This window comes from Mesorhizobium sp. LEGMi-168a, assembly GCF_058312955.1.
Window position 1 is genome coordinate 1 of sequence record NZ_JBZEGV010000041.1, and the last position, 23,201, is coordinate 23,201.

Consider the following 23,201-nt stretch of genomic DNA (forward strand, 5'->3'; position numbering starts at 1 on the left):
TCTTCGACAGGCTGGGCCTGCCCCAGCTTGCCAGTTGACCTCAACCCAACGAACCGCCCGGTGCGGACCCGCATGCCGGGTGGTGTGGCAGGGGACGTGGAGATAACCTCCACGCCCCTATGCCGATCGTGCTACTACTTCTCCGAAACACCGGCCTCGGCAAAGCTCGCCATCTTCGCATGGCACTCCAGCGCCGAGCGAACGATGTTGACGGCAAGGCAGGCGCCGGAGCCTTCGCCAAGCCGCATGCCGAGATCGAGCAGCGGCGGCAGACCGAGCGCTTCGAGCAAGCGACGATGGCCGGCCTCGGCCGAGACATGGGCGGCGATGGTGTGCGCAAGCCCCGTCGGGTGCAGCCTTGCCAGCGGCGCGACGGCCGCGGTGCAGACGAAGCCGTCGAGCAGCACCGGCACGTTGTTATGACGTGCGGCAAGCGTGGCGCCGAAGATTGCCGCGAGTTCGCGTCCGCCAAGGGCTGCTGCGATCTTAAGCGGGTCGGACAGCGAATCGGCGTGGCGTTTGAGGCCCGCCTCGATCGCAGTGACCTTGCGGATCATTCCAGCGTCGTCGACGCCGGTGCCGCGTCCGGTCCATTTCTCGGCGTCGCCGCCGAACAGCGCGGTCGAGATCGCCGCCGCCGGCGTGGTGTTGCCGATGCCCATCTCGCCGAAGCAGACGAGGTCGAGGTCCTTGGTCACGGCGTCGTAGCCGGCCGAGACGGCGGCGAGAAAAGTCTTCTCGTCCATCGCCGGCGTTATCGTGAAATCGCCGGTCGGATGGTCGAGATCGAGCGGGATGACATCAAGCCTGGCGCCTGCAATGCGGGCAAGCTGGTTGATGGCCGCGCCGCCGCCGGCGAAGTTGGCCACCATCTGTACCGTGACTTCCGACGGATAGGCCGACACGCCCTGCGCGGTGACGCCGTGATTGCCGGCAAAGACGAAGACCTTCACCGCGTCGAGCTTCGGCATGTCGCGGCCCTGCCAGCGGGCCAGCCATGCGGCGATCGTTTCCAGCCGGCCGAGGCTGCCCTGCGGCTTGGTCAGCGTGTCCTGCCGGCGGGCGACCGCATTGGCGGCGGCGTCGCTGCCGGCGGGAAGGTCGAGGCAGGCGACGCGGAGGTCTTCGAGCGATTTGAAAGACGTTGATTGAGGGGACATGGCGGCAAGGTCTCCAAAAGAGAATCAGGAAAGGCAGACGGAAGCGGTAAGCAGCACTGTGATCTCGCCGAACTGCTGCAGCGCGCCGATCGTGTCGCCGGTCTGGCCGCCGATCTGGCTGAGGCAAAGCGCGCGGAAGGCGGCGAACAACAGGCCGAGCAGGATGAGCGCGGCGATCGCGCCGCCAAGGCCGAGCGCCAGCAGCGCCACGGCGCCGAGAGCCGCGCCGATCATAGCGGTCTCGGCGGTGACGGAGCCGGCATTGGCCGACAGGCCATCGGTGCGGGCCGGTGGCAGAAGGTGCATGAAGGCGCCGAAAAGCCCGCGCGAAGAAGCATGCGCCGCCAAGAGAGCCAGGAAGACGTGGCCGGGGCCGGCCAGCTCCGAAAGCGCGCTCCAGCGGATGAGCAGGGAGATGCCGAGCGCCGCGGCGCCATAGGCGCCGATGCGGCTGTCGCGCATGATCTCCAGCTTCTTCTCGCGCGTCCTGCCGCCGCCGAAGCCGTCGGCGATGTCGGAGAAGCCGTCCTCGTGCAGGCAGCCGGTGGTAAGCATCGTCGCGGCAAGCGCGAGCGCCGCGGCCGGGCCGCCGGCAAGGCCCAGGCCGGTCGCAATGGCGTAGACGAGCGCGCCGATGACAGCCACCGCGAGACCGGCAAAGGGTGCGGCCCAGATCGCGTCGGCAAGGCCGCGGCCGCCAAAATCGCTCGACGGCAGCCTCAGCCGTGTGAAGAAGACAAGGCTGAGGCCAATGTCGTCGAGCAACTGCCGGGGCGAGGGGCTGGCGGTCATGCGCCTCTCGCTATGGCGTGAAAGAAAGTGCCGCTGACATGGCTGCGCCGGTACCCTGACACCCCAAGCGGGTTACCCTGGCCGTCGGCGAGATCGGCCAGCGGCTCGTCGTTGCCGGTGGCGGTCATCTGCGCATAGTGGAATTCATGACCCCGGATCAGGGTGCCTTTGCTTCCGAGCGGGCAGGCGGCGCGCAGTCGCGCCTCGCGATAGCCGAGGTTCATCTTGCGCTTGGCGAAGCTGGTTGAATGGCCGAGCAGGCCAAGCATGCGATGGCTCTCGCCGTCCGCATCCTCTAGTACCTCACCCAGCACCATGAAGCCGCCGCACTCGCCATGCACGGGCTTGGTCGCCGCGAAGCGAGCCATTCCCGCCCGGAAGTTGGCGGCGGCCGCAAGCCTGCCCGCATGCAGCTCGGGATAACCGCCGGGCAGCCAGCAGACATCGCAATCTTCGGCCGGCGCTTCGTCGGCGAGAGGCGAGAAGGGCACGATCTCGGCCCCTGCCTTGTGCCAGTGCGCGGCGACATGTGGATAGAGGAAGGTGAAGGCGGCATCCTCAGCCAGCGCGATGCGCTGGCCGGGCGGCTGTAATGCATCGCCGAAATTACCTGCTGCCGGTTCCAGCGGCGCTGCCAGCGCCAGAATGGCGTCGATGTCGAGCGATTTTTCCACCATGTCGGCCAGCCGGTCGAGATGCGCCATCAGGTTCTCGTACTCGCCGGCTTGCACGAGGCCGAGATGCCGCTCCGGCAGGTTGAGCGTGGGATCGCGCATGATGGCGCCGACCACCGGCAGGCCGATCGCCTCGATCGCATCGCCCGATAGCCGCCGGTGGCGTTCGCTGCCCAGACGGTTGAGCACGACGCCGGCCATGCGCACGTCCGGATCATAAGTGGCAAAACCCTTGGCGATCGCGGCAGCCGTGGTCGATTGTCCGGAGACGTCGAGCACCAGAAGCACGGGCAGGCCGTAGAGCCGGGCAAGGTCGGCGGCCGAACCCGATCTGCCCTCAGGCGCGGGAATGCCGTCGAACAGGCCCATGGCACTTTCGAGGATGACGTATTCGGCATCGTCCGCTGCTTGGCTTGCCAGCGCGTTGAGCAGGGAAGGGGACATCGCCCAGCTGTCGAGATTGACGCCGGAGAGGCCGGTGGCAGCTGTATGGAAGCCGGGATCGATATAGTCCGGTCCGGATTTCGCTCCGCGCACCTTCAGGCCGCGCCTGGCCAGCGCGCGCAGCAGGCCGATGGTGACGCTTGTCTTGCCCGAGCCGGAGCGTGGCGCGCCGATGATAATCGCGCGCGCCGTCATGTCTCGCCCGCCAGTGCCGTGCGCATGGCGACGATGCCGCCGACAACGATCAGCGCCGGCGAGGCGAGGCCGGCGGCGGCGGCCTCCTCGGCGATGGTGGCGAGCGTGGCGACAACAATGCGCTCCTGCGGTGTGGTCGCCGCGACGATCACCGCGGCCGGCGTCGAGGGCGCGAGGCCGCCCTTTAGCAGGGCCGAAGCAATCTCCGGCAGATTGGCCATACCCATATAGACGACGACGGGTTGCCCGGTGCGGGCGATTGCGGCCCAATCGATGTCGTCATCGGTGCCGGCAGCGTGGCCGGTGGCGAGGATGACCGCCTTGTTAATGCCGCGCATGGTGGCGGGAATGCCGGTGGCGGCAAGCGCGCTGAGACCGGAGGTGAGGCCTGAGAGCACTCGGAACGGGATGCCCTCCCGAGCCAGGGCTAGCGCTTCTTCGCCGCCACGGCCGAAAATGTAGGGATCGCCGCCCTTCAGGCGCACGACACGGCGGCCCTCGCGCGCCAGCCGCACCAGCAGGGCGTTGATGTCGTCCTGCTTCATCGAGGGCTGGCCGCCGCGTTTTCCGGCGTAGAAGAGCTCGGCGCCTTCAGCGACCGCCACGACATCCGGCGAGACCAGCGCGTCATAGACCAGCGCGTCGCATTGCCCGAGCGCTGCCAGCACCTCCAGCGTCAGGCAGCCGGGATCGCCTGGGCCAGCGCCCGCCAGCCAAACATGGCCGGCTTCAAGCTCGCGCGGCTTGAAGTTCAACCGCGCCAGCGCCTGCTCCACCGTTGCCCGTCCGTTTCTGTTGGCGCTGCCGTTCACAATCCGTCCCGTCCGCGAAAACGCCGCTGGTAATGGGCGTCGTAAAGTGAGCTTTCGCCGAAATCCTGCGCAGCCAATGCGCTGCCGACGAAGATGATCGCCGTGCGCTCCATCGGGTTTTCGGCTAGTTGCGCCTCGATGGTGCCAAGCGTTCCGGTGAGAATCCGCTCATCCGGCCAGGAGGCGCGGAAGACGACCGCAACCGGGCATTCGGCGCCGTAGAGCGGCGTCAAATCGGCAACGATGCGGTCGATGGCGTGGATGGCGAGATGGATGGCCAACGTGGCGCCGGTGCGGCCGAAGCCCGCCAGCGTTTCGCCGGGCGGCATCTTCGACGCGCGACCGGAGACGCGGGTCAGCACCAGGCTTTGGGCGAGTTCGGGAATGGTGAGCTCGCGCCGCAGCGCCGCCGCTGCCGCCGCAAAGGAGGGGACGCCGGGCGTCAGCGTGTAGGGGATGTTATGCTTCTCCAGCCGCCTGATTTGCTCGGCGACCGCGCTCCACACCGAAAGGTCGCCGGAATGCAGGCGCGCGACGTCCTGGCCGGCCTTGTGGGCAGCAACATATTCGGCCTCGATCTCGTCAAGCGACATCGGCGCGGTGTCGATCAGTTTCGTGCCGGGCGCGCAATGCTCGAGCAGTTCCGGCGCAACGATCGAGCCGGCATAGAGGCAGACCGGGCAGGATGCGAGCAGGCGGCTGCCGCGCAAGGTGATGAGGTCGGCTGCACCCGGGCCGGCGCCGATGAAATGAACGGTCATGCGGCACCTCCGCCAAAGGCGATGGCGCAGGTCACCGCGCCAAGCACCGTGCGCGGCCCGAGCAGTTTTGCACCTTTCCCAGCCGCGGCAAGCGCCGAGGCTTCCGAAACCGACGGCGTTCCGGCATGCGCTTGCGACACGTCGGATTGGCTGATTGTGTCCGCCGACACCGCCTGCAATGCTTCGTTGGCGACGACGATCACCGGGAGGTCGAGATCACGACCGGCGAGGAAGATGGCTTCCTCGTTCCGCTTCGCTTCGCCAGTCGCAAGCGCCGACAGCGCGGTCATCGCCAGCCCCTGCGCTTCGAGCGCGGTTTCGATCGCGGCGCGCACGTCGCTAGCTGTCACGCCCTTCCGGCTACCGATGCCCGCGACCATCATGGCTTCACCCAGCTCCACTGCGTCACCGGCATTGCCGGACGCCAGGCCTGCATGGACCCGACCGGCGCCGCGCGGGAAAGCGCGATGCGGGTGAGATCGCCGCCGCGCTTCATGTTCTGGTCGAGAAGCAGCGCTTCCATTTCCAGCGTCACCGCATTGGCGACGAGCCGGCCGCCGGCACGCAGCGCCTTGATCGCCTTCTCCAGCACGCCGGCATCGCTGCCGCCGCCGCCAATGAAGATGGCGTCGGGCGTCTCCAGCTTTGCCAGCGCCTTCGGCGCCGAGCCTTCGATCACGGTGAGGCCGGGAACGCCGCAATGCGCGGCGTTGCGGCGGATGCGAGCGGCGCGCTCGTTGTCGGCCTCGATGGCGATGGCGCGCATGGAGGGGTGCGCCAGCATCCATTCGATGCCGATCGAGCCGGAACCGGCGCCGATATCCCACAGCAGCTCGCCGCGCCGGGGCGCCAGCGCCGACAGCGTAACGGCGCGGATCTCGCGCTTGGTGATCTGGCCGTCATGCTCGAACAGATGGTCGGCAAGGCCGACGGTCAAGGGCAGGATGCGCGCGTCCGGCGTCGATTCAATTTCGAGCGCCAGCACGTTGAGCGGGTTGATCTTTTTGAGACCGAAAGCATCGGCTCGCACCGTGCGACGCGTCTCATCCGGACCGCCGAGCGCTTCGAGGATCGTCAGTCGCGATGGGCCGAAGCCGAGTTCGTCGAGCAGTGCGGCGATTGCGGCTGGGGCGTCGCCGTCGGACGTCAGCGCGAGGATACGCGCGCCGGGGTGGAGCAAAGGCCTGATCAGGTCGATTGAGTGGCCGTGCAGAGAGATGGTTTCGACATCCTGCAGCGCCCAGCCGAGACGGGAAGCGGCCAGCGACAGCGATGAGGGCGCTGGCAGCACGAGCATCTCATCCAGCTTGACCTTGCGCGCCAACGTGACGCCGACGCCGTGGAAGAACGGGTCGCCGGAGGCAAGCACGCAGACGGTTTTGCCCTTGAGCGCCAGCATATCGCGCATTTCGGCGTCGAAAGGTGTCGGCCATGGGCGGGCCTCGCCCTTGACCAACGATGCGACAAGGGCGAGGTGCCGCTTGCCGCCGAAGACGACTTCGGCCTCGGCAACCCGCCGCTTGGCCTCGTCGCTGAGACCCGCTACACCGTCCTCGCCGATGCCGACCACCGTAAGCCATTTTGGAGCGAGTTTGGCGTTGCGCGGACCTTTAGCAGGCATGATGACCCACCGGATTCTGATCCTCGGCGGAACCACGGAGGCCCGGCAACTGGCGGGAAAGCTGGCGCGTCGCGAGGATTTTTCCGTAGCGCTGTCGCTGGCCGGCCGAACGGAAAGCCCGATCGCACAAGGCGTCCCGGTGCGCGTCGGCGGCTTCGGCGGCGCGGAGGGGCTGGCCGCCTATCTTCGTGAAGAACACATCCACCTGCTGATCGATGCCACGCACCCTTACGCTGCGCGCATTTCGGCCAACGCCGCCGAGGCCGCCAGGCAAGCCGGCGCGCCGATCCTTGCCCTGCGCCGCCCAGGCTGGGAGCCAGTCGCGGGTGATCGCTGGACGCTGGTCGACAGTGTCGCCGAAGCGGCGAGGGCGCTTGGCGCGGTGCCACGACGTGTCTTCCTGGCGATCGGCCGCCAGGAGGCGGGCACCTTCGAGGCCGCTCCGCAGCACCGCTATCTCATTCGCAGCGTCGATCCGGTCGAACCGAAGCTGGCCGTGCCCGATGCGCTCTATTTGCTGGCACGCGGACCGTTTCCGGAAGCGGAGGAAAGGGCGCTGCTCGAGAAATACGGCATCGATGCCGTCGTCTCGAAGAACAGCGGCGGCGACGCGACCTATGGCAAGATCGCCGCGGCGCGGGCGCTCGGCATCGAGGTGATCATGGTCCGCCGTCCAGCCCTGCCGGACGTTCGCTCGGCTCAAACCGTCGATGCGCTGGCCGCGATGGTCGATCATTTTTTCGACCCTGTTGCCGAACGCGGTGTGTAGACCAGCGCGGGCCGCTCGCCGCGCTTGATGATCCGGGTTTCGGGCGAGCCGATGATGATGCAGGTCGCCATATCAGCCCGTTCTGCGTCGGCATCGGCCAAAAGATACACCTCGATACGCTCGTCGGGTCGGCCGGCGGCGCGGCCGAAGATCACCGGCGTGGTACCCGGCAGGATGGCTTTCAGGCACTCGAAGGCGCGGCCGAGCTGCCAGGGGCGCGCCTTGCTGATCGGATTGTAGAGCGCGATGACGAAGCCGGCGCCGGCCGCCGCCAAGAGACGCAGCTCGATCAGGTCCCACGGCTTCAGATTGTCGGAGAGCGAGATGGCGCAGAAGTCATGGCCGAGCGGCGCGCCGATGCGGGCGGCGACCGCGAGCATCGCGGTGACGCCGGGAACGACCGCGAGGTCGATGGCCCGCCATTCGGCCGGGCCGACTTCGATCGCCTCGCAGACGGCAGCCGCCATGGCGAAGACACCGGGATCGCCGCCGGAGACCACGGCGACGCTATGGCCCTCGGCAGCCTTGGCCAGCGCCTCTTTGGAACGGGCAAGCTCCTCGCGATTATCGGAGGCGATGCGGGTCTGGTCCGGCCGCAGCTCAAGCCGGTCGAGATAGGGCTTGTAACCATAAAAGAAGGACGCTTCGGCGACCGCTTGCCTTGCCTGTGGCGTGACCTGGTCGGCATTGCCGGGGCCAAGGCCGATGACGGTGAGGCGGCCGCTCATGGCTTTACTCCGGGGGCTCCGGGGCGGGCGGACCAGCCGGCGACCAGCACGATGGCGAAATAGGGCGCCTTGTCGTCCGGCTTTTCGGCGAGCCGCATCGAGACGCTGCCCGGCATGGTGCCGCGCTCGACATAGACGGCCTTCGCCAGCTTGCCGGTCGCCTCCAGCGCGCGGCGGATTTTCGGCAGGTTACGGCCGACCTTCATGATGACCGCGGCATCGGTGTCGGCCAGCCGGCGTGTCAGCTCGAACTCGCTCATCGTGCCCGGCAGCACGGTCAGCACGTCGTCGCCCTGGACGATCGGCAGGCTGGTCGCCGACCAGCAGCCGGACATGGCGGTGATGCCGGGAATGACCTCGGTCGGGAAGCGATGCGCCAGGCGCACATGCAGGTGCATGTAGGAGCCGTAGAAGAGCGGGTCGCCTTCCGACAGCACCGCAACCATTCTGCCGGCGTCGAGATGCTCGGCCACCTGCTCGGCCGACTGTTCATAGAAATCAGTGATCTGCGAACGGTAGTCGTCGTGGTCCTTGTCGATCTCGGTCGTCACCGGATAGAGCAAAGGCAGCTCGATCATGTCCGGCCGGAAGCGGGCCTCGACGATGGCGCGCGCATTGCTGTTGTTGCCGCGCTTGGCGAAATAGGCGACGACGTCGGCCTCGGCCAGCGCGCGCGCCGCTTTCAGCGTCAGCAGTTCGGGATCGCCGGGACCGGTGCCGACGCCGACGAGACGGCCTTTTAGGATTGCGTTCACAGGCCCGGCCTCGCCAATGAATTGAGCGCGGCCGCGGTCATGGCGCTGCCGCCCAGCCTGCCGCGCACGATGGCGTAAGGCACACCGTAGGAATTCTCGGCCAGCGCATCCTTGGATTCGGCAGCCCCGACGAAGCCGACCGGCATGCCGATGATCGCCGCCGGCTTCGGCGCGCCGTCGCGCAGTTTTTCCAGCAGATAGAACAGCGCGGTCGGCGCATTGCCGATCGCAACAACGGAGCCTGCCATGCGCTCGCCCCAGAGATCGATGGCCGCGGCCGAGCGGGTGTTGCCGATCGCCTTGGCGATTTCGGCGGTGCGCGGGTCGCGCAGCGTGCAGATCACTTCGTTGCCGGCAGGCAGCCGAGCGCGCGTGACGCCATGGGCGACCATTTCGGCATCGCAGAAGATGGGAGCCCCGGCGGCCAACGCGGTGCGCGCCGCAGCGACGAAATCGCTGGAGAAAACGAAATGGCTGGCGGCTTCGACCTGGCCGCAGGCATGGATCATGCGGATCGCGACATCGGCTTCCGCCTCGGAGAAGCGCGAGAGATCCGCCTCGGCGCGGATGATGGCGAAAGAGCGTTCGTAGATCGCCATCCCGTCGTGGATATAGTCGTAGGCGGCCATTTTTTAGTTCCGTCGATAGAGTTCGGCGATGCCGGCCGCGCCAAGCCTTGCCAGGCAGGCAGCGACGGTTTCGCCGGGATGTCTTTGCGCGCGCACCGCGGCAAGGATGCCGCCGACGCCGCGCGCGGCGTCATAGCCCGGCCTGTATCCGGCAGGAAGGGCCTTTGCCGTCCCGTCCACGACAAGTCCGGCTCCGTTTTCGTCGCCGACCAAGGTCAGCGCTGCCGCACCGGGATGCGCGCAGCCCTTGGCGCAGCCGGAAATGTGGAGTGTGAGCGACGGGTCGAAGAGGGCGGCGTTCTCGGCGGCGATCGTCTCGGCGATGGCGCGGGTGGCGATGCGGCCGGAAGCGCAGGCCGGCGTGCCGGGGCAGGCGGCGATGCGGGTGCGCGGGTCGGTGGGCAAGGTGACGAAGCCGAGGGTGGCGGCGGAGGACTGCAGCGAGGAGGGGGCGGAGAGGCCGAGGAAGAGCAGGGCGCGGCCGGGCGCGAGGCGGATTTCGGTGGTGCCGAGTTCGGCGGCCTTTGTGGCAAGGTCGATGAGATTCTGTGCCGGCATGCTGCCGAAGGGCAGGGCGATGCCGAGGGCGTGGTAACCTGAAAGATCAAAAATGCCGATGGGACTTCTAGGAGGTTGGCGCTCTACGGCGCCCCCCTCTGTCCTACCGGACATCTCCCCCACTAGGGGGGAGATTGGCAGCTTCGGCCAAGGCGCCATTCCTGCAACCTTGGCGCTTGGCTCGACCTTGCCGATTGGCGAAAGCGGTGACGAGAGTTCAATCTCCCCCCTAGTGGGGGAGATGTCCGGCAGGACAGAGGGGGGCGCGAAGGAATGCCAGCCTGAGAGAGAAGCCAACTGTCGCTCGGTCAAATCGCGCGTGTGCGCCTCGCGCCCCTTTTCGGCGACCATTCTAAGCGCAGCCACAGTAATGTCGCGCGCGGTATCGGCGTCGACCGTTGCGAGCGACTTTGCACTCCGCGCGTCGCCGGCAACCGAAACGTTCCACTGTATGCCTGCCGTGGCCCACACCGCACTCAGCCTTACATCCGCCGTCACCGCGTCCATCGTCAACTGCCCGCCACCGTCGACAACCACCGACACTTTCGGCCCCAGCCTTGCCGTCAGCCCGGCCTCTTCAATCGCGGCCCTGATCCGCTCGGCCAGCGGTCGCGGGTCGGCGATCTCCTGCGGATCGATGCCCGCCAGTGGCCCAATCTCCACCGGCACGCCGCTCCGCACCGCGATGCCCAGCGCATCGACCTCAGCCGCCAACAGCCGAGCGCTGTCCACCGTCAGGCCGCGGATCTGCAGGCTGCCGCGCGCGGTCACTTCCATGATGCCGTTGCCGTGGCGCAAGGCGGATTCGCAGAGTCCGATCAGCGACTTCGGCGAAAGCCCTCCAGCGACCGGGTTGAGCCGCACCAGCAGGCCGTCGCCGGTCTGCATCGGGGCGCTCAGAGCCGGGCAGGCGCCGCGGCGCGAGAAGGCGTTCATGCCGCCACCCCGCCTGCCTGTGCCTCGGCGATCAAGGCCGCGAGATCGTCGTCGATGGAATTCCTGAGCGGATGCCACAGGCCACGCCGCCGCGCCGACAGGAACCGCTCGGCAATGACCTTCGCTGCCGCCGGGCTCTCGCGCAGGAGAAAGGCGCGCACATCCGCGTCGCCGAGATAGGCGTCGTGCACCGCCTCGATCAGCGCGCCGGATATGGCGTGCGTGGTCTCGGCGAAGCCGACGAGGCGGTCGACCGTTTCGGCCAATTCCGAGGCGCCGCGAGGCCCATGGCGCATCTGGCCGGCGATGAAGCGCGGATTGACGGCGCGGGCCCGCACCACGCGAGCGACGGCTTCGCCGACCGAGCGCGGTTTCGGCTTCTTGGGATTTGTGGTGTCGAGCACGATAACGTCGGCATTTCTGCCGAGCGCGGCGAGGGCCGCCGAAAACCCGCCGATGAAGGCGACGTCCGCGGAGCCTTCCAGAATGTCGCGGCCCGGATCATCGCCGGTGTGGACGAGAAGATCGGCTTCGGCGATGCGACCCTCGAAGGCGCCGGGTGCGGAAATCGCTTCGCCGTCGGCGCCGCCATAGGCGTGCGAGGTGGCCTCGAGATAGGCGCGGCCGATCTCCTCGCGCGCGCCCCATTCGCCGCGCGACATCAGATCCTCGACGCCGGCACCGTAGGTGCCAGGCGAGGTGCCGAAGATGCGGGGCCCGACCTTGCCAGCGGCGCGAGTCGCGGCTGCGAGGGGGTTTTCCGAATCGTCCTCGTCGCGGCTGGCGACGGCGTTGGCGGCAGCGTCGATCAGCGCGATCTGGGTCGGGAACATGTCGCGGAACAGGCCGGAGATGCGCCAGGTGACGTCGACGCGTGGACGGCCGAGTGCTGCCGGCGGCAGCACTTCGATGCCGGTGACGCGGCCGGTCGCGGCATCCCATTGCGGCCGGCAGCCCATCAGCGCGAGGCCTTGCGCAATCTCCTCGCCGCCGGTGCGCAGCGATGCCGAGCCCCAGAGATCGATGACCAGGGAGCGCGGCCAGTCGCCATGGCCCTGCATATAGCTGCGCACCACTTCTTCCGCCGCCGCCTGGCCAAGGTCATAGGCGGTCGGCGTCGGCATGGTGCGCGGATCGGCGGTGAAGAGGTTGCGCCCCGTGGGCAGCACGTCGGAGCGGCCACGCGCCGGCGCTCCGGCGGGACCTGCCTTGATGTGGCGGCCGTCGAGCGCGGCCAGCAGGGCCACCTTTTCGGCTTCGGCGCTTTGCCGGCGCAGCGGATCGGCGTCATCTTGGGGCGCGCGGCCGTAGACGTGCAGCCCGTCCTTGACGGCGAAATCCTTGAGATCGCAGAGCCAGGCGTCGATGCGGCGCAACGCCTCGTCGGGAGCGTCGGTGCCGGCAACGCCCGCCTCAGCGGCAAGACCGGACTTCTGCGCGGTCTCCACGATGAGTCTCGCCAGCCGGTCGCGGCGGCGGCGGTCGAGCCCGTCGGCCTGGGCATATTCGTCGACCAAGCGCTCCAGCCGCTGCTGAGCTTCATCGAGGCCGGCGCCGGTCAGCGGCGGCGGCAGATGGCCGAGCGTGACGGCCGAGATACGGCGCTTGGCCTGTGCGGCCTCGCCGGGGTTGGAGACGATGAAGGGATAGAAGACCGGCAGCGAGCCGGTGACGATCTCGGGAAAGCAGGTGTCGGAAAGCGCGACCGTCTTGCCCGGCAGCCATTCCAGCGTGCCATGGGCGCCGACATGGACGATGGCGTGCACGCCGAGCGCTTTCTGCAGCCAGAGCCCGAAGGCGATGAGCGCGTGGCGAGGGGGCAAGGAGGGGTCGTGGTAGTCGGCGCGGCGATCGGCGGAGCGGCCGCGGTCGGGGGCGAGAGCGACGGTGATGTTGCCGAAAGTGGCGGCGCGGAAGGGGAAGCGATTTTCGAGGCTCGCCTGCGAAGGTCGGCGTTCTGTCGCGCCCCCCTCTGTCCTGCCGGACATCTCCCCCACAAGGGGGGAGATTGAGCTGTCATCGGCCCTTTCGCCAATCTCCGACGTCGAAAGAGGAAAGCCGGCGGAGGAACTGCCAATCTCCCCCCAAGTGGGGGAGATGTCCGGCAGGACAGAGGGGGGCGCATTGACGTGAGTTTCGTGATTGGCGTTGCCCCACGCTTCCTCCATCGCACCGCGCGCGGCCTGTGGCAGCCCGGCCGAAAAAGCGACGTAGTCCTGCAAGGCAAGCCCTTGCCTGCTCACCTCCAGCGCATCCAGCAACTCGCGCGGCGATTGCGGAATCCCTTCAATCGCATAGCCCTGTTCCTTCAGGTCATGCAGCATGGCGAGCACGCTCGACGGCACGTCGAGGCCGACGGCGTAGCCGGTACGGCCGGGCGCGCTCGGATAGTCGGGGATCAGGATCGCCAGCTTGCGTCCAGCCCGCTCCGTCCGCTGCAGGCGAACGAAGGCGGCAATGCGCTTGGCTACCTGCGCGACGCGGTCGGCTTCCGGCCGGTTGGCAAAGGCGCGGAAGGCCAGTGCCGGATCGGTCTCGACCTCGCCCTTGAAGGAGATCGCGCCGGCGAGGATACGGCCGTCGAGCTCGGGCAGCACGACGTACATGGCGAGATCGGCCGGCGCCAGGCCGCGCTGGTTCTTCTCCCAGACCTTGCGCAGGGTGGTGGCGACGATGACCTGGAACACCGGCACGCCGGCGCGGTCGAATAGGGTTTCGGCACCGGGCTCGGCGCCGGAGGCGAAGGCAGTGGCGGTGATGATGGCGGACGGGTGCAGTGAGGCGATGGCGTTTTCGACAAAGGTCAGAGACACCGGATCCTTGAGGCTGGAGACGAAGATCGGCACCGGCGCCAAGCCCTGCTGCCGCAACGCTTCCGCGAGAGCGTCGATTGGGGCAACGTCGGCCGCCAGCAGCATCGATCGGTAGAACAGGATCGGGATGACGGCCGCGGCGTTTCCCTCCCCCTTGAGGGGAGGGTGGCCCGCAGGGCCGGGTGGGGTCGGGACGACTGGGCTCAACGCCTCTTTCCGGGGGCGTCCTTCAGGGCGTCGGCGCGCGTCACGGAGGACCCCACCCCCGGCCTGCAGCCGGACCCTCCCCTCAAGGGGGAGGGGGACCACGCCGCAGCCGGGTTCGTAGTAGCCGGCTTTCGGCACGCTGATCGGTTCGGCAACCATCAATTCCGATCCGGCCAATGTCGCCAATCGGTGCACGAGTGCGGCCATGTTTTGAGGACCGCCTTCGCGGAAATAGCCGAGCAAGGCGTCGAGTTCGGCGCGTGGCAGGGTCGAGCCTTCGATCAGGCGCTGGTCCTCGTCATGGCTTTCGCCCGGCAGCAGCGCCAGCTTGATGCCGCGCTCGCGGGCGATCGCCGCAAGCTGGTCGCAGCCATAGCGCCACCAGTCGTAGCCGCCGAGGATGCGGACCAGGATGACCTTGGCGTGGCGCGCCACGCTGTCGATCCAGAGATCGACGGACATCGGATGGCGAAGATCGCGCAGTGCTGCCAGCCGCATCGACGGCAGCCGCTCCGCGTCCGCCTTCCAGGCAGCCGCCAGTCCGGCGAGGTCGCTGTCGGTGAAGGACAGGGCCACGACATCCGCAGGCGTCTGCCTGAGGTCGATCGGCTCGGCTAGATCGTCGAGCGAAGCGGACGTCGTGGTGAGAATATGCATCGCGGTTCGTGCTTTGCCTCAGCCGGCGAGAATACGCTCGATCGCCGGGCGGTTCAGTCCCTTGAGGCCGATGACGACGAGCCGCGAACGGCGCTCATCCTCCGCCGTCCAGGCGCGGTCGTAATAGTGGTTGACGCGCGGGCCGACGGCCTGGAGCAGCAGCCGCATCGGCTTGCCGCCGACCTCGACAAAACCTTTGACGCGCAGCACGTTTTCCTGCTCGGCGGCGATGGCGACGCGTCTCGCCAGCTCATCGGGATTGGCGATCGACGGGATATCGATGACGAAGGAGTCAAAATCGTCGTGCTCGTGGTCGAGCTCGTCGTCGTGGTGGGTCTTGCGGTTCTCGATGTCGTTCTCGACGGCAAGGCCGAGGCCAAGCAGCACCGACGGATCGACCTTGCCGTGCGCGGTCGGCACGACCTTCACGGCGCGCGCCACGTGCTCGCCGATGACGGCGTTGGCGCGCTTCGAGCCCGCCGCATCCATCAGGTCGCTCTTCGACAGGATGATCAGGTCGGCGCAGGCGATCTGGTCCTCGAACACCTCTTCGACCGGATCGTCATGGTCAAGGGAATCGTCGGCGGCGCGCTGCGCCTGCAGGGCATCCATGTCGGAAGCGACGCGGCCATCGGCCAGTGCGGGGCCGTCGACCACGGCAATAACGCCGTCGACCGTCACACGGCTCTTCACCGTCGGCCACTGGAAGGCCTGGACGAGCGGCTTCGGCAGAGCGAGGCCGGAGGTCTCGATCAGGATGTGATCGACCTTCGGCGTACGCGACAGGATCTGGTCGAGCGCCGGCACGAAATCGTCGGCAACGGTGCAGCAGATGCAGCCATTGGCGAGCTCGACGATGTTTTCCTCAGGGCAAGTCTCGATGCCGCAGCCTTTCAGGATTTCGCCGTCGATGCCGACATCGCCGAACTCGTTGACGATGATCGCCAGCCGCTTGCCCTTGGCGTTTTCGAGCAGGTTGCGGATCAGCGTCGTCTTGCCGGCGCCGAGGAACCCGGTGACGACGGTGCAGGGCACGCGGGAAACGGAAGCGTTCATGGTCAGTCCTTCAGCATGTCGAGGGGAGGGATACGGGCAACAAGGCCGCGCTTGAGGGAATCGGGCCGGCCACGCCAAGGGATGAGGCCATCGGTCGAGGTCGCGAAGAGCTTTGCGCCGGCGACGAGGTCGGTGCCACTGGTCGTATCCAGATCGCCGAAGACGTAGCTCCAGCAGCCGTCGCGCAGCAGCGCAGCGCTCAAACGGCGTTTGCAATTGCCGAGGCATTCGACGGTGCGGATGCGGATGTTTTCGCCCGACGCGGCGTGGCGCGTGTCTTCGGCCAGCAGCGCGCCGGCGCGCGGATGGGCATCCGAACCGGTCTCGTCACGGCAGGAGGAACAGACAATGACGGTCACGCCGGCCAGCGCGTCGTCGGGTTCGGGCGAAAGATCAGCTGTTTTAGCCGGAAAACTGCCGTTGCGATCCAAAACCAGGCTCCTTGCCCGGAAAACCCGCCGAGCGATCGGATACTTAAAGTCTCAGACGGCAGGTCTCCTGGCTCGCGCTTCATCGCCTTGGCGCCGCCTTCCCGGGAACTTCCCAGTGGTTTTCGGCTGAGGCTCGTCGCTTACAGTTGCGGGGACAGCCGCGGATTTGGAATTTTTCAACTCCGCACCGCATTCCCTCTTGGCTCCTCCCTTTGCCGGGAGAAGACCGTCTGGCTCGGATTTAGGCTTACGGCTATGCGCCTGTCAACGCGCGGCTACGACACCGCCAAGTCAGCCAGCGCCGGCCCGAGGTCGCCGGCCGGCGTCACTTCGATCGCCTCCAGGCCGAGCCATGCCTGCATCTGTTTCAGCTCGTCGAAGAGCTGAGCAGCCGTTTCCGGCGGCGCGCCGGCCTCGGCATAGGCGGCATGGACGCGCAGCACGCTCGCCGGGCGATCGGCCCTTAAGTCGACGCGGGCGACAATCCGGTCGCCGAGCAGGAACGGCAGCACGTAATAGCCATACTGGCGCTTTTCGGCCGGCGTGTAGATTTCGATGCGGTAGCGGAAGCCGAACAGCTTTTCGGTGCGCGTTCGCTCGAAGACGACTGGATCGAATGGCGCGAGCAGGGCGCGGGCCTCGATCCGGCGCGGCATGCGGGCGTCCTTGTGCAGATAGGCGGTCTTGTCCCAGCCTTCGACTTTCACCGGCAGCAACTCGCCCGTTTCGACCAGTTCCTCGATGCGGTCTTTGGTGTCGCCCGGCGCCAGGCGGAAATAGTCGCGCAGGTCGCCATAGGTGGCGATGCCATGGGCGCGGGCGGAAATGCGCAGCAATTCGCGGTGTGCGTCCTCCACCGACGGGACAGGCAGATCGAGAATGGCTTGCGGCAGAACACGTTCCGGCAGGTCATAGTAGCGCTCGAAGCCGCGCCGGTAGGCGGTGGTGATGCGTCCGGCCCAGAACAGCCATTCGAAGGCGTGCTTGGCCTCGCTCCAGCCCCACCAGCCGCCATTGCCCTTGTGGCCTTCGATGTCGGAGGCGGCGATCGGCCCGCGTTCGGCGACTTGCCCGTAGATCTCCTCGATCATCTCCTTGCGCTCGCGGCCCCATTTGGCGAGGCCGAGATACATTTCCTCGCCCTGCTCGGCGCGCCGCATGCGCCAGCGCATCAGCGGCCAGGTCTCAACCGGAAGGAAGGACGCCTCATGCGCCCAATATTCAAACACCGCGCGCTTGCGGGTGACCGCGGCATTGTCGAGCAGCGCAAGCGGGTAGGGGCCGAGGCGCGAATAAAGCGGCATGTAGTGGGCGCGAACCACCGCGCTGACGGAATCGATCTGCAGCAGCCCGGTTCGGGAGAGCACGCGGGAGAGGTGCCGACGGTTGGGCTCGCCGCTGGGGCGAGGGTCAGTAAAGCCCTGCGCGCCGAGCGCGATGCGCCTGGCAGTGCGAAGCGAGATTTTTTCCTTCATCAAGCTACTCTTGCCCTGTTCCTTTGCCGGGATTTCCAGCTCGCGATTCCGGCCATGCTAGCAGGCAAATGGCGGGAGATATGTCAGGAGAGAAAAGTGGAGTAAAAAGTGAAGGAAATCAAACAGGAGCGGATCGGACCAGTTTCTTTCGATATGGCGTCCAGGCCCGGATTTTGAACAAGGTTTGACTTGCGTCGCTGGAACCGCTGCGCTAACCCTCGCCGCGTCGCAGCATAGGGCCCTTAAAACGGTTCAGCGGGTTAAACTGTCACGCTTCCGCATTAGAGTCCCTTGCTGTAATCAAAGTGAACTGGCCCGCCAAAGGAAAGTCGCCGCATGAGCGCACTCCTGACTTCGTACCTGCCCATCGTCCTCTTCATCGCGGTGGCGATGGTCGTCGGTCTCGCGCTTATCGTCGCGCCGTTCCTGGTGGCCTACCGCAATCCCGACCCGGAAAAGCTTTCCGCCTATGAATGCGGGTTCAACTCGTTCGACGACGCCCGCATGAAGTTCGATATCCGTTTCTACCTGGTGTCGATCCTGTTCATCATCTTCGATCTCGAAGTCGCCTTCCTGTTCCCGTGGGCGGTGTCCTTCTCGAAGGTCGGCATGCTCGGCTTCTGGTCGATGATGGTGTTTTTGGCGGTGCTGACCATCGGCTTTGCCTATGAATGGAAAAAAGGAGCGCTGGAATGGGATTGAACGACAGTTCAGGCACCCTCGTCGCGCCGAAGCCCAAGGGCATCATCGACCCCAACACCGGCAGGCCGGTGGGGGAGGACGATCCCTTCTTCCTCGAAATCAACAATGAGCTGGCCGACAAGGGTTTCCTTGTCACTTCGACCGAGGCGCTGATCACCTGGGCGCGCAGCGGCTCGCTGATGTTCATGACCTTCGGCCTCGCCTGCTGCGCGGTCGAGATGATCCACACCTCGATGCCGCGCTACGACAGCGAGCGTTTCGGCGTCGCGCCGCGCGCGTCTCCGCGCCAGTCCGACATCATGATCGTCGCCGGCACGCTGACCAACAAGATGGCGCCGGCGCTGCGCAAGGTCTACGACCAGATGCCGGAGCCGCGCTACGTCATCTCGATGGGTTCTTGCGCCAATGGCGGCGGCTACTACCACTATTCCTATTCGGTGGTTCGCGGCTGCGACCGCATCGTGCCGGTCGACATCTATGTGCCCGGCTGTCCGCCAAGCGCGGAAGCGCTGCTCTACGGCATTCTTCTGTTGCAGAAGAAGATCCGCCGCACCGGCACGATCGAACGGTGAGCCAATGACCCTGGCGTTGAACGAACTCTCCACCTATCTCGGCGAGAAGCTCTCCGGCCGCATCGGCGAGGCCGTGCTTGCCTATGGCGAGCTGACGGTTTCCGTCGAGCCGGGCAATTTGATCGAGGTGGCGACCTTCCTGCGCGACGACGCGCGCTGCCAGTTCATCTCGATCATCGACGTCTGTGGCGCGGACTATCCGTCGCGCGCCAGGCGCTTCGACGTCGTCTACCACCTGTTGTCGCCGAAGCAGAATGTCCGCATCCGCCTCAAGGTCCAGGCCGACGAGGAAACGCTGGTGCCGTCGCTGACCGCTGTCTATCCCGGCGCCGACTGGTACGAGCGCGAGACCTACGATCTCTATGGCGTGCTGTTCTCCGACCATCCGGATCTGCGGCGCATCCTCACCGACTACGGCTTTGATGGGCATCCGCTGCGCAAGGATTTCCCGCTGACCGGTTTTGTCGAGGTGCGCTACGACGACGAAGCCAAGCGCGTGATCTACGAGCCGGTGGAATTGAAGCAGGAATTCAGAAACTTCGACTTTTTGAGCCCGTGGGAGGGAACGGATTACGTCCTGCCGGGCGACGAGAAGGCGAAGGCAAATTGAGGCGCCACAATGGCTGAAACCTCCGTCCGCAACTTCAACATCAACTTCGGTCCGCAGCATCCTGCGGCGCATGGCGTTTTGCGCCTTGTGCTTGAGCTCGACGGCGAGGTGGTCGACCGCGTCGATCCGCATATCGGGCTGCTCCATCGCGGCACGGAAAAACTGATCGAGGCCAAGACCTACCTGCAGGCCGTGCCTTATCTCGACCGGCTCGACTATTGCGCGCCGATGAACCAGGAGCATGCCTTCGCGCTTGCAGCCGAGCGGTTGCTCGGCATCGAGGTGCCGAAGCGCGGCCAGCTGATCCGCGTGCTCTATTCTGAAATGGGCCGCATCATGTCGCACATCCTCAATGTGACGACGCAGGCGATGGACGTCGGCGCGCTGACCCCGCCGCTGTGGGGCTTCGTCGAGCGCGAAAAGCTGATGGTGTTTTATGAGCGCGCCTCCGGATCGCGCATGCACGCGGCCTATTTCCGGCCGGGCGGCGTCCACCAGGACCTGCCGCAGAAGCTGATCGAGGATATCGGCAAGTGGATCGATCCGTTCCTGAGGTCGATCGACGACCTCGACGCGCTGCTCACGCCCAATCGCATCTTCAAGCAGCGCAATGTCGATATCGGCACGGTTTCGCTTGCCGACGCCTGGGCTTGGGGTTTCTCGGGCGTCATGGTGCGCGGCTCGGGCGCTGCCTGGGACCTGCGCAAGGCGCAGCCTTATGAATGCTACTCCGAGATGGATTTCGACATCCCGGTCGGCAAGAACGGCGACTGCTTCGACCGTTACCTCGTGCGCATGGAAGAGATGCGCCAGTCGGCGAAGATCATGCGCCAGTGCGTCGATCTGCTGCTCGGCAAGGAAAGCGCCGGGCCGGTGTCGAACCTCGACGGCAAGGTGGTGCCGCCGAAGCGCGCGGCGATGAAGCGCTCGATGGAAGCGCTCATCCACCACTTCAAGCTCTACACCGAGGGCTATCGCGTGCCGGCCGGCGAGGTCTATGCGGCGGTCGAGGCGCCCAAGGGCGAGTTCGGCGTCTATCTCGTCTCCGACGGCACCAACAAGCCCTATCGCTGCAAGCTGCGCGCGCCGGGCTTCGCGCATCTGCAGGCCATGGATTTCCTGTGTCGCGGCCACATGCTGGCCGACGTCACGGCCGTGCTTGGCTCCCTCGACATCGTGTTTGGTGAGGTCGATCGCTAAAATGTCAGTCCGCCGTCTCGCAGATGCCAGCGTCCAGCCAGCCTCCTTCGCCTTCAACAAGGCGAACACGGCGGCGGCCAAGCAGTGGATCGCCAAATATCCGAAGGGACGTGAGCAGTCGGCCATCATCCCCTTGCTGATGCTGGCGCAGGAACAGGAAGGCTGGGTCACCAAGGCGGCGATCGAGACGATCTCCGACATGCTCGGCATGCCGCGCATCCGTGGCCTCGAGGTCGCGACCTTCTACACGCAATACCAGCTCAATCCGGTCGGCACGCGGGCCCATATCCAGGTCTGCGGCACCACGCCCTGCATGTTGCGCGGCTCGGAAGCGCTGATGGATGTTTGCCGGTCGAAGATCCATCACGACCAGTTCCACACCAACGACAAGGGCACGCTGTCGTGGGAGGAGGTCGAATGCCTCGGCGCCTGCGTCAACGCGCCGATGGTCATGATCTTCAAGGACACTTTTGAAGACCTGACGCCGGAGCGGCTGGCCGAGATCATCGATCTTTATGAGGCCGGCAAGGGCGCCACTGTAAAGCCCGGACCACAGAACGGCCGCACGGGCTCGGAGCCGGCGTCCGGGCTGACGACGCTGAAGAGCGAGAAGGCCATCCTGAAGTCGACTCGCGAGAAGGAAGCCAAGGCTGCGGCGAAGGCGGCCAGGGAGGCAGCTGCATCGGCAGCCGCGCCAGCCGCCGCCGTCTCGCAGGCGCCCGCCACGCCGGCGCCATCGACCCCGGTCGGGCCTTCGAAGTCCAGCAAGCCGAAGACGGATGCGCCCGAAACCAGCCCGGCGCTGAGGACGCCGTCGCCAGTCAAGGTTTCGCCGGCCACCGAGAAGGCGGCCAGCGTCAGGGCGCCGCGCCATTCCGCCGCCAATGCCAACCAGGCTGATCCGGAAGTCGAAGGGGTTTCGAAGCCGCGCAGCGGGCCGACGATCAAGGCCGAACCGGCTTCCGCCTTCAAGTCGCCCGAAACCAAGCAGCCTGTCGCCAAAATGGCGAAGCCTTCGCTCGAGGACAAGAATCGCCCGGCCGGCATCGAGCGCCCGGCAACGGTTGACGATCTCAAGCTGATCTCGGGCGTCGGACCGAAGATCGAGAGCACCTTGCATTCGCTGGGCATCTACACCTTCGCGCAGGTCGCCGCGTGGAAGAAAGCCGAGCGCGAATGGGTCGACGGTTATCTCAGCTTCCGCGGCCGCATCGAGCGGGACGACTGGGTGAAGCAGGCCAAGGCGCTCGCCAAGGGCGGCGTCGCCGAATACATCCGCGTCTTTGGCAAGAAGCCGGTCTGAGGGACGAACCATGCTTCAGGACAAAGACCGCATCTTCACCAACATCTACGGCCTGTTCGACAAGTCGCTGGCCGGAGCACAGGCGCGCGGCATTTGGGACGACACGCCCGGCCTCATCGCCAAGGGGCGCGACTGGATCGTCAACGAGATGAAGGCGTCGGGCCTGCGCGGCCGCGGCGGCGCCGGCTTCCCGACGGGCCTCAAATGGTCGTTCATGCCCAAGCAGAGCGACGGGCGGCCGAGCTATCTGGTCATCAATGCCGACGAATCCGAGCCGGGCACCTGCAAGGACCGCGACATCCTGCGCAACGATCCGCACACGCTGGTCGAGGGCGCGCTGGTCGCCGGCTTCGCCATGGGCGCGGTCGCGGCCTACATCTATGTGCGCGGCGAGTTCATCCGCGAGCGCGAGGCGCTGCAGCGGGCCATCGACGAGGCTTACGCAGCCAAGCTCATCGGCAAGAACAACACGTCCGGCTACGACTTCGACGTCTATATGCACCATGGCGCCGGCGCCTATATCTGCGGCGAGGAGACGGCGCTGCTCGAAAGCCTCGAAGGCAAGAAGGGCCAGCCGCGGCTGAAGCCGCCATTCCCGGCCAATGTCGGCCTTTATGGCTGCCCGACCACCGTCAACAACGTCGAATCGATCGCGGTGGCGCCGACCATCCTGCGCCGAGGCGCTGCCTGGTTCTCGTCCTTCGGCCGGCCGAACAATGCCGGCACCAAGCTGTTCTGCGTCTCCGGCCACGTCAACAATCCGTGCACCGTCGAAGAGGCGATGTCGATCCCGTTCCGCGAGTTGATCGAGACGCATTGCGGCGGCATTCGCGGCGGCTGGGACAATCTGCTCGCCGTCATCCCGGGCGGTGCGTCCGTGCCCTTGGTGCCGGCCGAGCAGATCATCGACGCGCCGATGGATTTCGACGCGCTGCGCGACCTCAAATCCGGCCTCGGGACCGCGGCCGTCATCGTCATGGACAAGTCGACCGACGTCGTGAAGGCGATCGCCAGGCTGTCCTATTTCTACAAGCATGAGAGCTGCGGCCAGTGCACGCCATGCCGCGAAGGCACCGGCTGGATGTGGCGGGTGATGGAGCGGCTGGTGCGCGGCGAGGCGCAGAAGCGCGAGATCGACATGCTGCTCGACGTCACCAAGCAGGTCGAGGGCCACACGATCTGCGCGCTGGGCGACGCGGCGGCCTGGCCAATCCAGGGCCTGATGCGGCACTTCCGCGGCGAGGTGGAACGCCGCATCGACGAGTTTTCGCGCAACGCGCACCGGGTCGAACCGGTGATGGTGGCGGCGGAATAGAATTTGTGAAGACGGGCATTTGCCCG

General features: G+C 66.5%; 22 protein-coding genes and 1 riboswitch. Of the genes, 7 read left to right on the forward strand and 15 right to left on the reverse strand.

What is annotated here, in order from left to right; translation table 11 throughout:
- Positions 1-134 precede the first annotated feature (134 nt).
- Genes cobT through cbiE form a run of 7 tightly spaced genes read right to left on the reverse strand, consistent with a single transcriptional unit; the run spans position 135 to position 6,459 of the window.
- Positions 135-1,160 (reverse strand): nicotinate-nucleotide--dimethylbenzimidazole phosphoribosyltransferase, encoded by a 1,026-nt coding sequence (gene cobT / locus AC4FWB_RS31255; RefSeq protein ID WP_491030080.1) that lies wholly within the window; start codon positions 1,158-1,160, stop codon positions 135-137.
- A 24-nt stretch (positions 1,161-1,184) separates the two neighbouring features.
- Positions 1,185-1,952: an adenosylcobinamide-GDP ribazoletransferase gene (locus tag AC4FWB_RS31260; protein WP_491030081.1), complete on the reverse strand. Its 768-nt coding sequence runs from the start codon at positions 1,950-1,952 to the stop codon at positions 1,185-1,187.
- The gene (locus AC4FWB_RS31265) at positions 1,949-3,265 is read right to left on the reverse strand and encodes a cobyrinic acid a,c-diamide synthase CobB (RefSeq protein ID WP_491030082.1); all 1,317 of its coding nucleotides are present in this window, start codon (positions 3,263-3,265) and stop codon (positions 1,949-1,951) included. Before AC4FWB_RS31265 ends, AC4FWB_RS31260 begins: the two co-directional genes overlap by 4 nt.
- Positions 3,262-4,077, reverse strand: coding sequence for a uroporphyrinogen-III C-methyltransferase (gene cobA, locus AC4FWB_RS31270; protein WP_491030083.1), 816 nt, complete (start codon positions 4,075-4,077; stop codon positions 3,262-3,264). Before cobA ends, AC4FWB_RS31265 begins: the two co-directional genes overlap by 4 nt.
- On the reverse strand, positions 4,074-4,838 hold the full coding sequence (gene cobM / locus AC4FWB_RS31275; RefSeq protein WP_491030084.1) for a precorrin-4 C(11)-methyltransferase: 765 nt from the start codon (positions 4,836-4,838) through the stop codon (positions 4,074-4,076). The genes cobA and cobM overlap by 4 nt, the downstream gene beginning before the upstream one ends.
- Positions 4,835-5,221, reverse strand: coding sequence for a cobalamin biosynthesis protein (locus AC4FWB_RS31280; RefSeq protein ID WP_491030085.1), 387 nt, complete (start codon positions 5,219-5,221; stop codon positions 4,835-4,837). Before AC4FWB_RS31280 ends, cobM begins: the two co-directional genes overlap by 4 nt.
- Positions 5,218-6,459, reverse strand: a complete 1,242-nt coding sequence (cbiE, locus tag AC4FWB_RS31285; protein WP_491030086.1) for a precorrin-6y C5,15-methyltransferase (decarboxylating) subunit CbiE — start codon at positions 6,457-6,459, stop codon at positions 5,218-5,220. Before cbiE ends, AC4FWB_RS31280 begins: the two co-directional genes overlap by 4 nt.
- Before the next feature lies 1 nt (position 6,460).
- On the opposite strand from cbiE, the gene AC4FWB_RS31290 reads away from it, so the two are divergent.
- Positions 6,461-7,228, forward strand: a complete 768-nt coding sequence (locus AC4FWB_RS31290) for a cobalt-precorrin-6A reductase (RefSeq protein WP_491030087.1) — start codon at positions 6,461-6,463, stop codon at positions 7,226-7,228.
- Here AC4FWB_RS31290 and AC4FWB_RS31295 read toward each other — a convergent pair.
- The 8 genes from AC4FWB_RS31295 to AC4FWB_RS31330 form a co-directional block, all read right to left on the reverse strand.
- The gene (locus AC4FWB_RS31295) at positions 7,192-7,956 is read right to left on the reverse strand and encodes a precorrin-3B C(17)-methyltransferase (RefSeq protein ID WP_491030088.1); all 765 of its coding nucleotides are present in this window, start codon (positions 7,954-7,956) and stop codon (positions 7,192-7,194) included. The two genes, AC4FWB_RS31290 and AC4FWB_RS31295, sit on opposite strands and share 37 nt — an antisense overlap.
- Positions 7,953-8,711 (reverse strand): precorrin-2 C(20)-methyltransferase, encoded by a 759-nt coding sequence (locus tag AC4FWB_RS31300; protein ID WP_491030089.1) that lies wholly within the window; start codon positions 8,709-8,711, stop codon positions 7,953-7,955. Before AC4FWB_RS31300 ends, AC4FWB_RS31295 begins: the two co-directional genes overlap by 4 nt.
- The gene (locus AC4FWB_RS31305; protein ID WP_491030090.1) at positions 8,708-9,340 is read right to left on the reverse strand and encodes a precorrin-8X methylmutase; all 633 of its coding nucleotides are present in this window, start codon (positions 9,338-9,340) and stop codon (positions 8,708-8,710) included. Before AC4FWB_RS31305 ends, AC4FWB_RS31300 begins: the two co-directional genes overlap by 4 nt.
- Before the next feature lie 3 nt (positions 9,341-9,343).
- Positions 9,344-10,834, reverse strand: a complete 1,491-nt coding sequence (gene cobG / locus AC4FWB_RS31310; protein WP_491030091.1) for a precorrin-3B synthase — start codon at positions 10,832-10,834, stop codon at positions 9,344-9,346.
- Positions 10,831-14,511, reverse strand: coding sequence for a cobaltochelatase subunit CobN (locus AC4FWB_RS31315; RefSeq protein ID WP_491030092.1), 3,681 nt, complete (start codon positions 14,509-14,511; stop codon positions 10,831-10,833). The genes cobG and AC4FWB_RS31315 overlap by 4 nt, the downstream gene beginning before the upstream one ends.
- Positions 14,512-14,529: 18 nt before the next feature.
- Positions 14,530-15,567: a cobalamin biosynthesis protein CobW gene (gene cobW, locus AC4FWB_RS31320; protein WP_491030093.1), complete on the reverse strand. Its 1,038-nt coding sequence runs from the start codon at positions 15,565-15,567 to the stop codon at positions 14,530-14,532.
- 2 nt (positions 15,568-15,569) lie between these two features.
- Positions 15,570-15,998 carry a DUF1636 family protein gene (locus AC4FWB_RS31325; protein WP_491030094.1) on the reverse strand — a complete coding sequence of 143 codons (429 nt, stop codon included), beginning with the start codon at positions 15,996-15,998 and terminating at the stop codon, positions 15,570-15,572.
- Between the two features lie 40 nt (positions 15,999-16,038).
- Positions 16,039-16,244: riboswitch (cobalamin riboswitch) on the reverse strand.
- 29 nt (positions 16,245-16,273) lie between these two features.
- Complete coding sequence (locus tag AC4FWB_RS31330; RefSeq protein WP_491030095.1) at positions 16,274-17,473, reverse strand: winged helix-turn-helix domain-containing protein; 1,200 nt, start codon at positions 17,471-17,473, stop codon at positions 16,274-16,276.
- 336 nt (positions 17,474-17,809) lie between these two features.
- On the opposite strand from AC4FWB_RS31330, the gene AC4FWB_RS31335 reads away from it, so the two are divergent.
- From AC4FWB_RS31335 to nuoF, 6 genes are read left to right on the forward strand one after another with little or no spacing between them, the layout of a single operon-like run.
- On the forward strand, positions 17,810-18,175 hold the full coding sequence (locus AC4FWB_RS31335) for an NADH-quinone oxidoreductase subunit A (protein ID WP_491030096.1): 366 nt from the start codon (positions 17,810-17,812) through the stop codon (positions 18,173-18,175).
- Complete coding sequence (locus tag AC4FWB_RS31340; protein WP_013531090.1) at positions 18,166-18,747, forward strand: NuoB/complex I 20 kDa subunit family protein; 582 nt, start codon at positions 18,166-18,168, stop codon at positions 18,745-18,747. The genes AC4FWB_RS31335 and AC4FWB_RS31340 overlap by 10 nt, the downstream gene beginning before the upstream one ends.
- A 4-nt stretch (positions 18,748-18,751) precedes the next feature.
- A complete protein-coding gene (locus AC4FWB_RS31345) occupies positions 18,752-19,357 on the forward strand; it encodes an NADH-quinone oxidoreductase subunit C (RefSeq protein ID WP_491030097.1) in 606 nt (201 codons plus the stop codon).
- A 9-nt stretch (positions 19,358-19,366) separates the two neighbouring features.
- Positions 19,367-20,557, forward strand: a complete 1,191-nt coding sequence (locus AC4FWB_RS31350) for an NADH-quinone oxidoreductase subunit D (RefSeq protein ID WP_491030098.1) — start codon at positions 19,367-19,369, stop codon at positions 20,555-20,557.
- Between the two features lies 1 nt (position 20,558).
- Positions 20,559-21,860 (forward strand): NADH-quinone oxidoreductase subunit E, encoded by a 1,302-nt coding sequence (locus tag AC4FWB_RS31355; RefSeq protein ID WP_491030099.1) that lies wholly within the window; start codon positions 20,559-20,561, stop codon positions 21,858-21,860.
- A gap of 10 nt (positions 21,861-21,870) precedes the next feature.
- Positions 21,871-23,175, forward strand: coding sequence for an NADH-quinone oxidoreductase subunit NuoF (gene nuoF / locus AC4FWB_RS31360; protein ID WP_491030100.1), 1,305 nt, complete (start codon positions 21,871-21,873; stop codon positions 23,173-23,175).
- The last annotated feature ends 26 nt before the right edge of the window (positions 23,176-23,201 follow it).

Excerpts from the sequence above, each read along its gene's own strand:
- AC4FWB_RS31295 (WP_491030088.1), bottom strand. The coding sequence starts at position 7,956 with ATGAGCGGCCGCCTCACCGTCATCGGCCTTGGCCCCGGCAATGCCGAC.
- AC4FWB_RS31280 (WP_491030085.1), bottom strand. The coding sequence starts at position 5,221 with ATGATGGTCGCGGGCATCGGTAGCCGGAAGGGCGTGACAGCTAGCGAC.
- AC4FWB_RS31305 (WP_491030090.1), bottom strand. The coding sequence starts at position 9,340 with ATGGCCGCCTACGACTATATCCACGACGGGATGGCGATCTACGAACGC.
- AC4FWB_RS31290 (WP_491030087.1), top strand. The coding sequence starts at position 6,461 with ATGACCCACCGGATTCTGATCCTCGGCGGAACCACGGAGGCCCGGCAA.
- nuoF (WP_491030100.1), top strand. The coding sequence starts at position 21,871 with ATGCTTCAGGACAAAGACCGCATCTTCACCAACATCTACGGCCTGTTC.
- cbiE (WP_491030086.1), bottom strand. The coding sequence starts at position 6,459 with ATGCCTGCTAAAGGTCCGCGCAACGCCAAACTCGCTCCAAAATGGCTT.
- AC4FWB_RS31340 (WP_013531090.1), top strand. The coding sequence starts at position 18,166 with ATGGGATTGAACGACAGTTCAGGCACCCTCGTCGCGCCGAAGCCCAAG.
- AC4FWB_RS31330 (WP_491030095.1), bottom strand. The coding sequence starts at position 17,473 with ATGAAGGAAAAAATCTCGCTTCGCACTGCCAGGCGCATCGCGCTCGGC.
- AC4FWB_RS31265 (WP_491030082.1), bottom strand. The coding sequence starts at position 3,265 with ATGACGGCGCGCGCGATTATCATCGGCGCGCCACGCTCCGGCTCGGGC.
- cobG (WP_491030091.1), bottom strand. The coding sequence starts at position 10,834 with ATGAACGCCTTCTCGCGCCGCGGCGCCTGCCCGGCTCTGAGCGCCCCG.
- cobM (WP_491030084.1), bottom strand. The coding sequence starts at position 4,838 with ATGACCGTTCATTTCATCGGCGCCGGCCCGGGTGCAGCCGACCTCATC.
- cobT (WP_491030080.1), bottom strand. The coding sequence starts at position 1,160 with ATGTCCCCTCAATCAACGTCTTTCAAATCGCTCGAAGACCTCCGCGTC.
- AC4FWB_RS31345 (WP_491030097.1), top strand. The coding sequence starts at position 18,752 with ATGACCCTGGCGTTGAACGAACTCTCCACCTATCTCGGCGAGAAGCTC.
- AC4FWB_RS31260 (WP_491030081.1), bottom strand. The coding sequence starts at position 1,952 with ATGACCGCCAGCCCCTCGCCCCGGCAGTTGCTCGACGACATTGGCCTC.
- AC4FWB_RS31355 (WP_491030099.1), top strand. The coding sequence starts at position 20,559 with ATGTCAGTCCGCCGTCTCGCAGATGCCAGCGTCCAGCCAGCCTCCTTC.
- cobW (WP_491030093.1), bottom strand. The coding sequence starts at position 15,567 with ATGAACGCTTCCGTTTCCCGCGTGCCCTGCACCGTCGTCACCGGGTTC.
- AC4FWB_RS31335 (WP_491030096.1), top strand. The coding sequence starts at position 17,810 with ATGAGCGCACTCCTGACTTCGTACCTGCCCATCGTCCTCTTCATCGCG.
- AC4FWB_RS31350 (WP_491030098.1), top strand. The coding sequence starts at position 19,367 with ATGGCTGAAACCTCCGTCCGCAACTTCAACATCAACTTCGGTCCGCAG.
- AC4FWB_RS31315 (WP_491030092.1), bottom strand. The coding sequence starts at position 14,511 with ATGCATATTCTCACCACGACGTCCGCTTCGCTCGACGATCTAGCCGAG.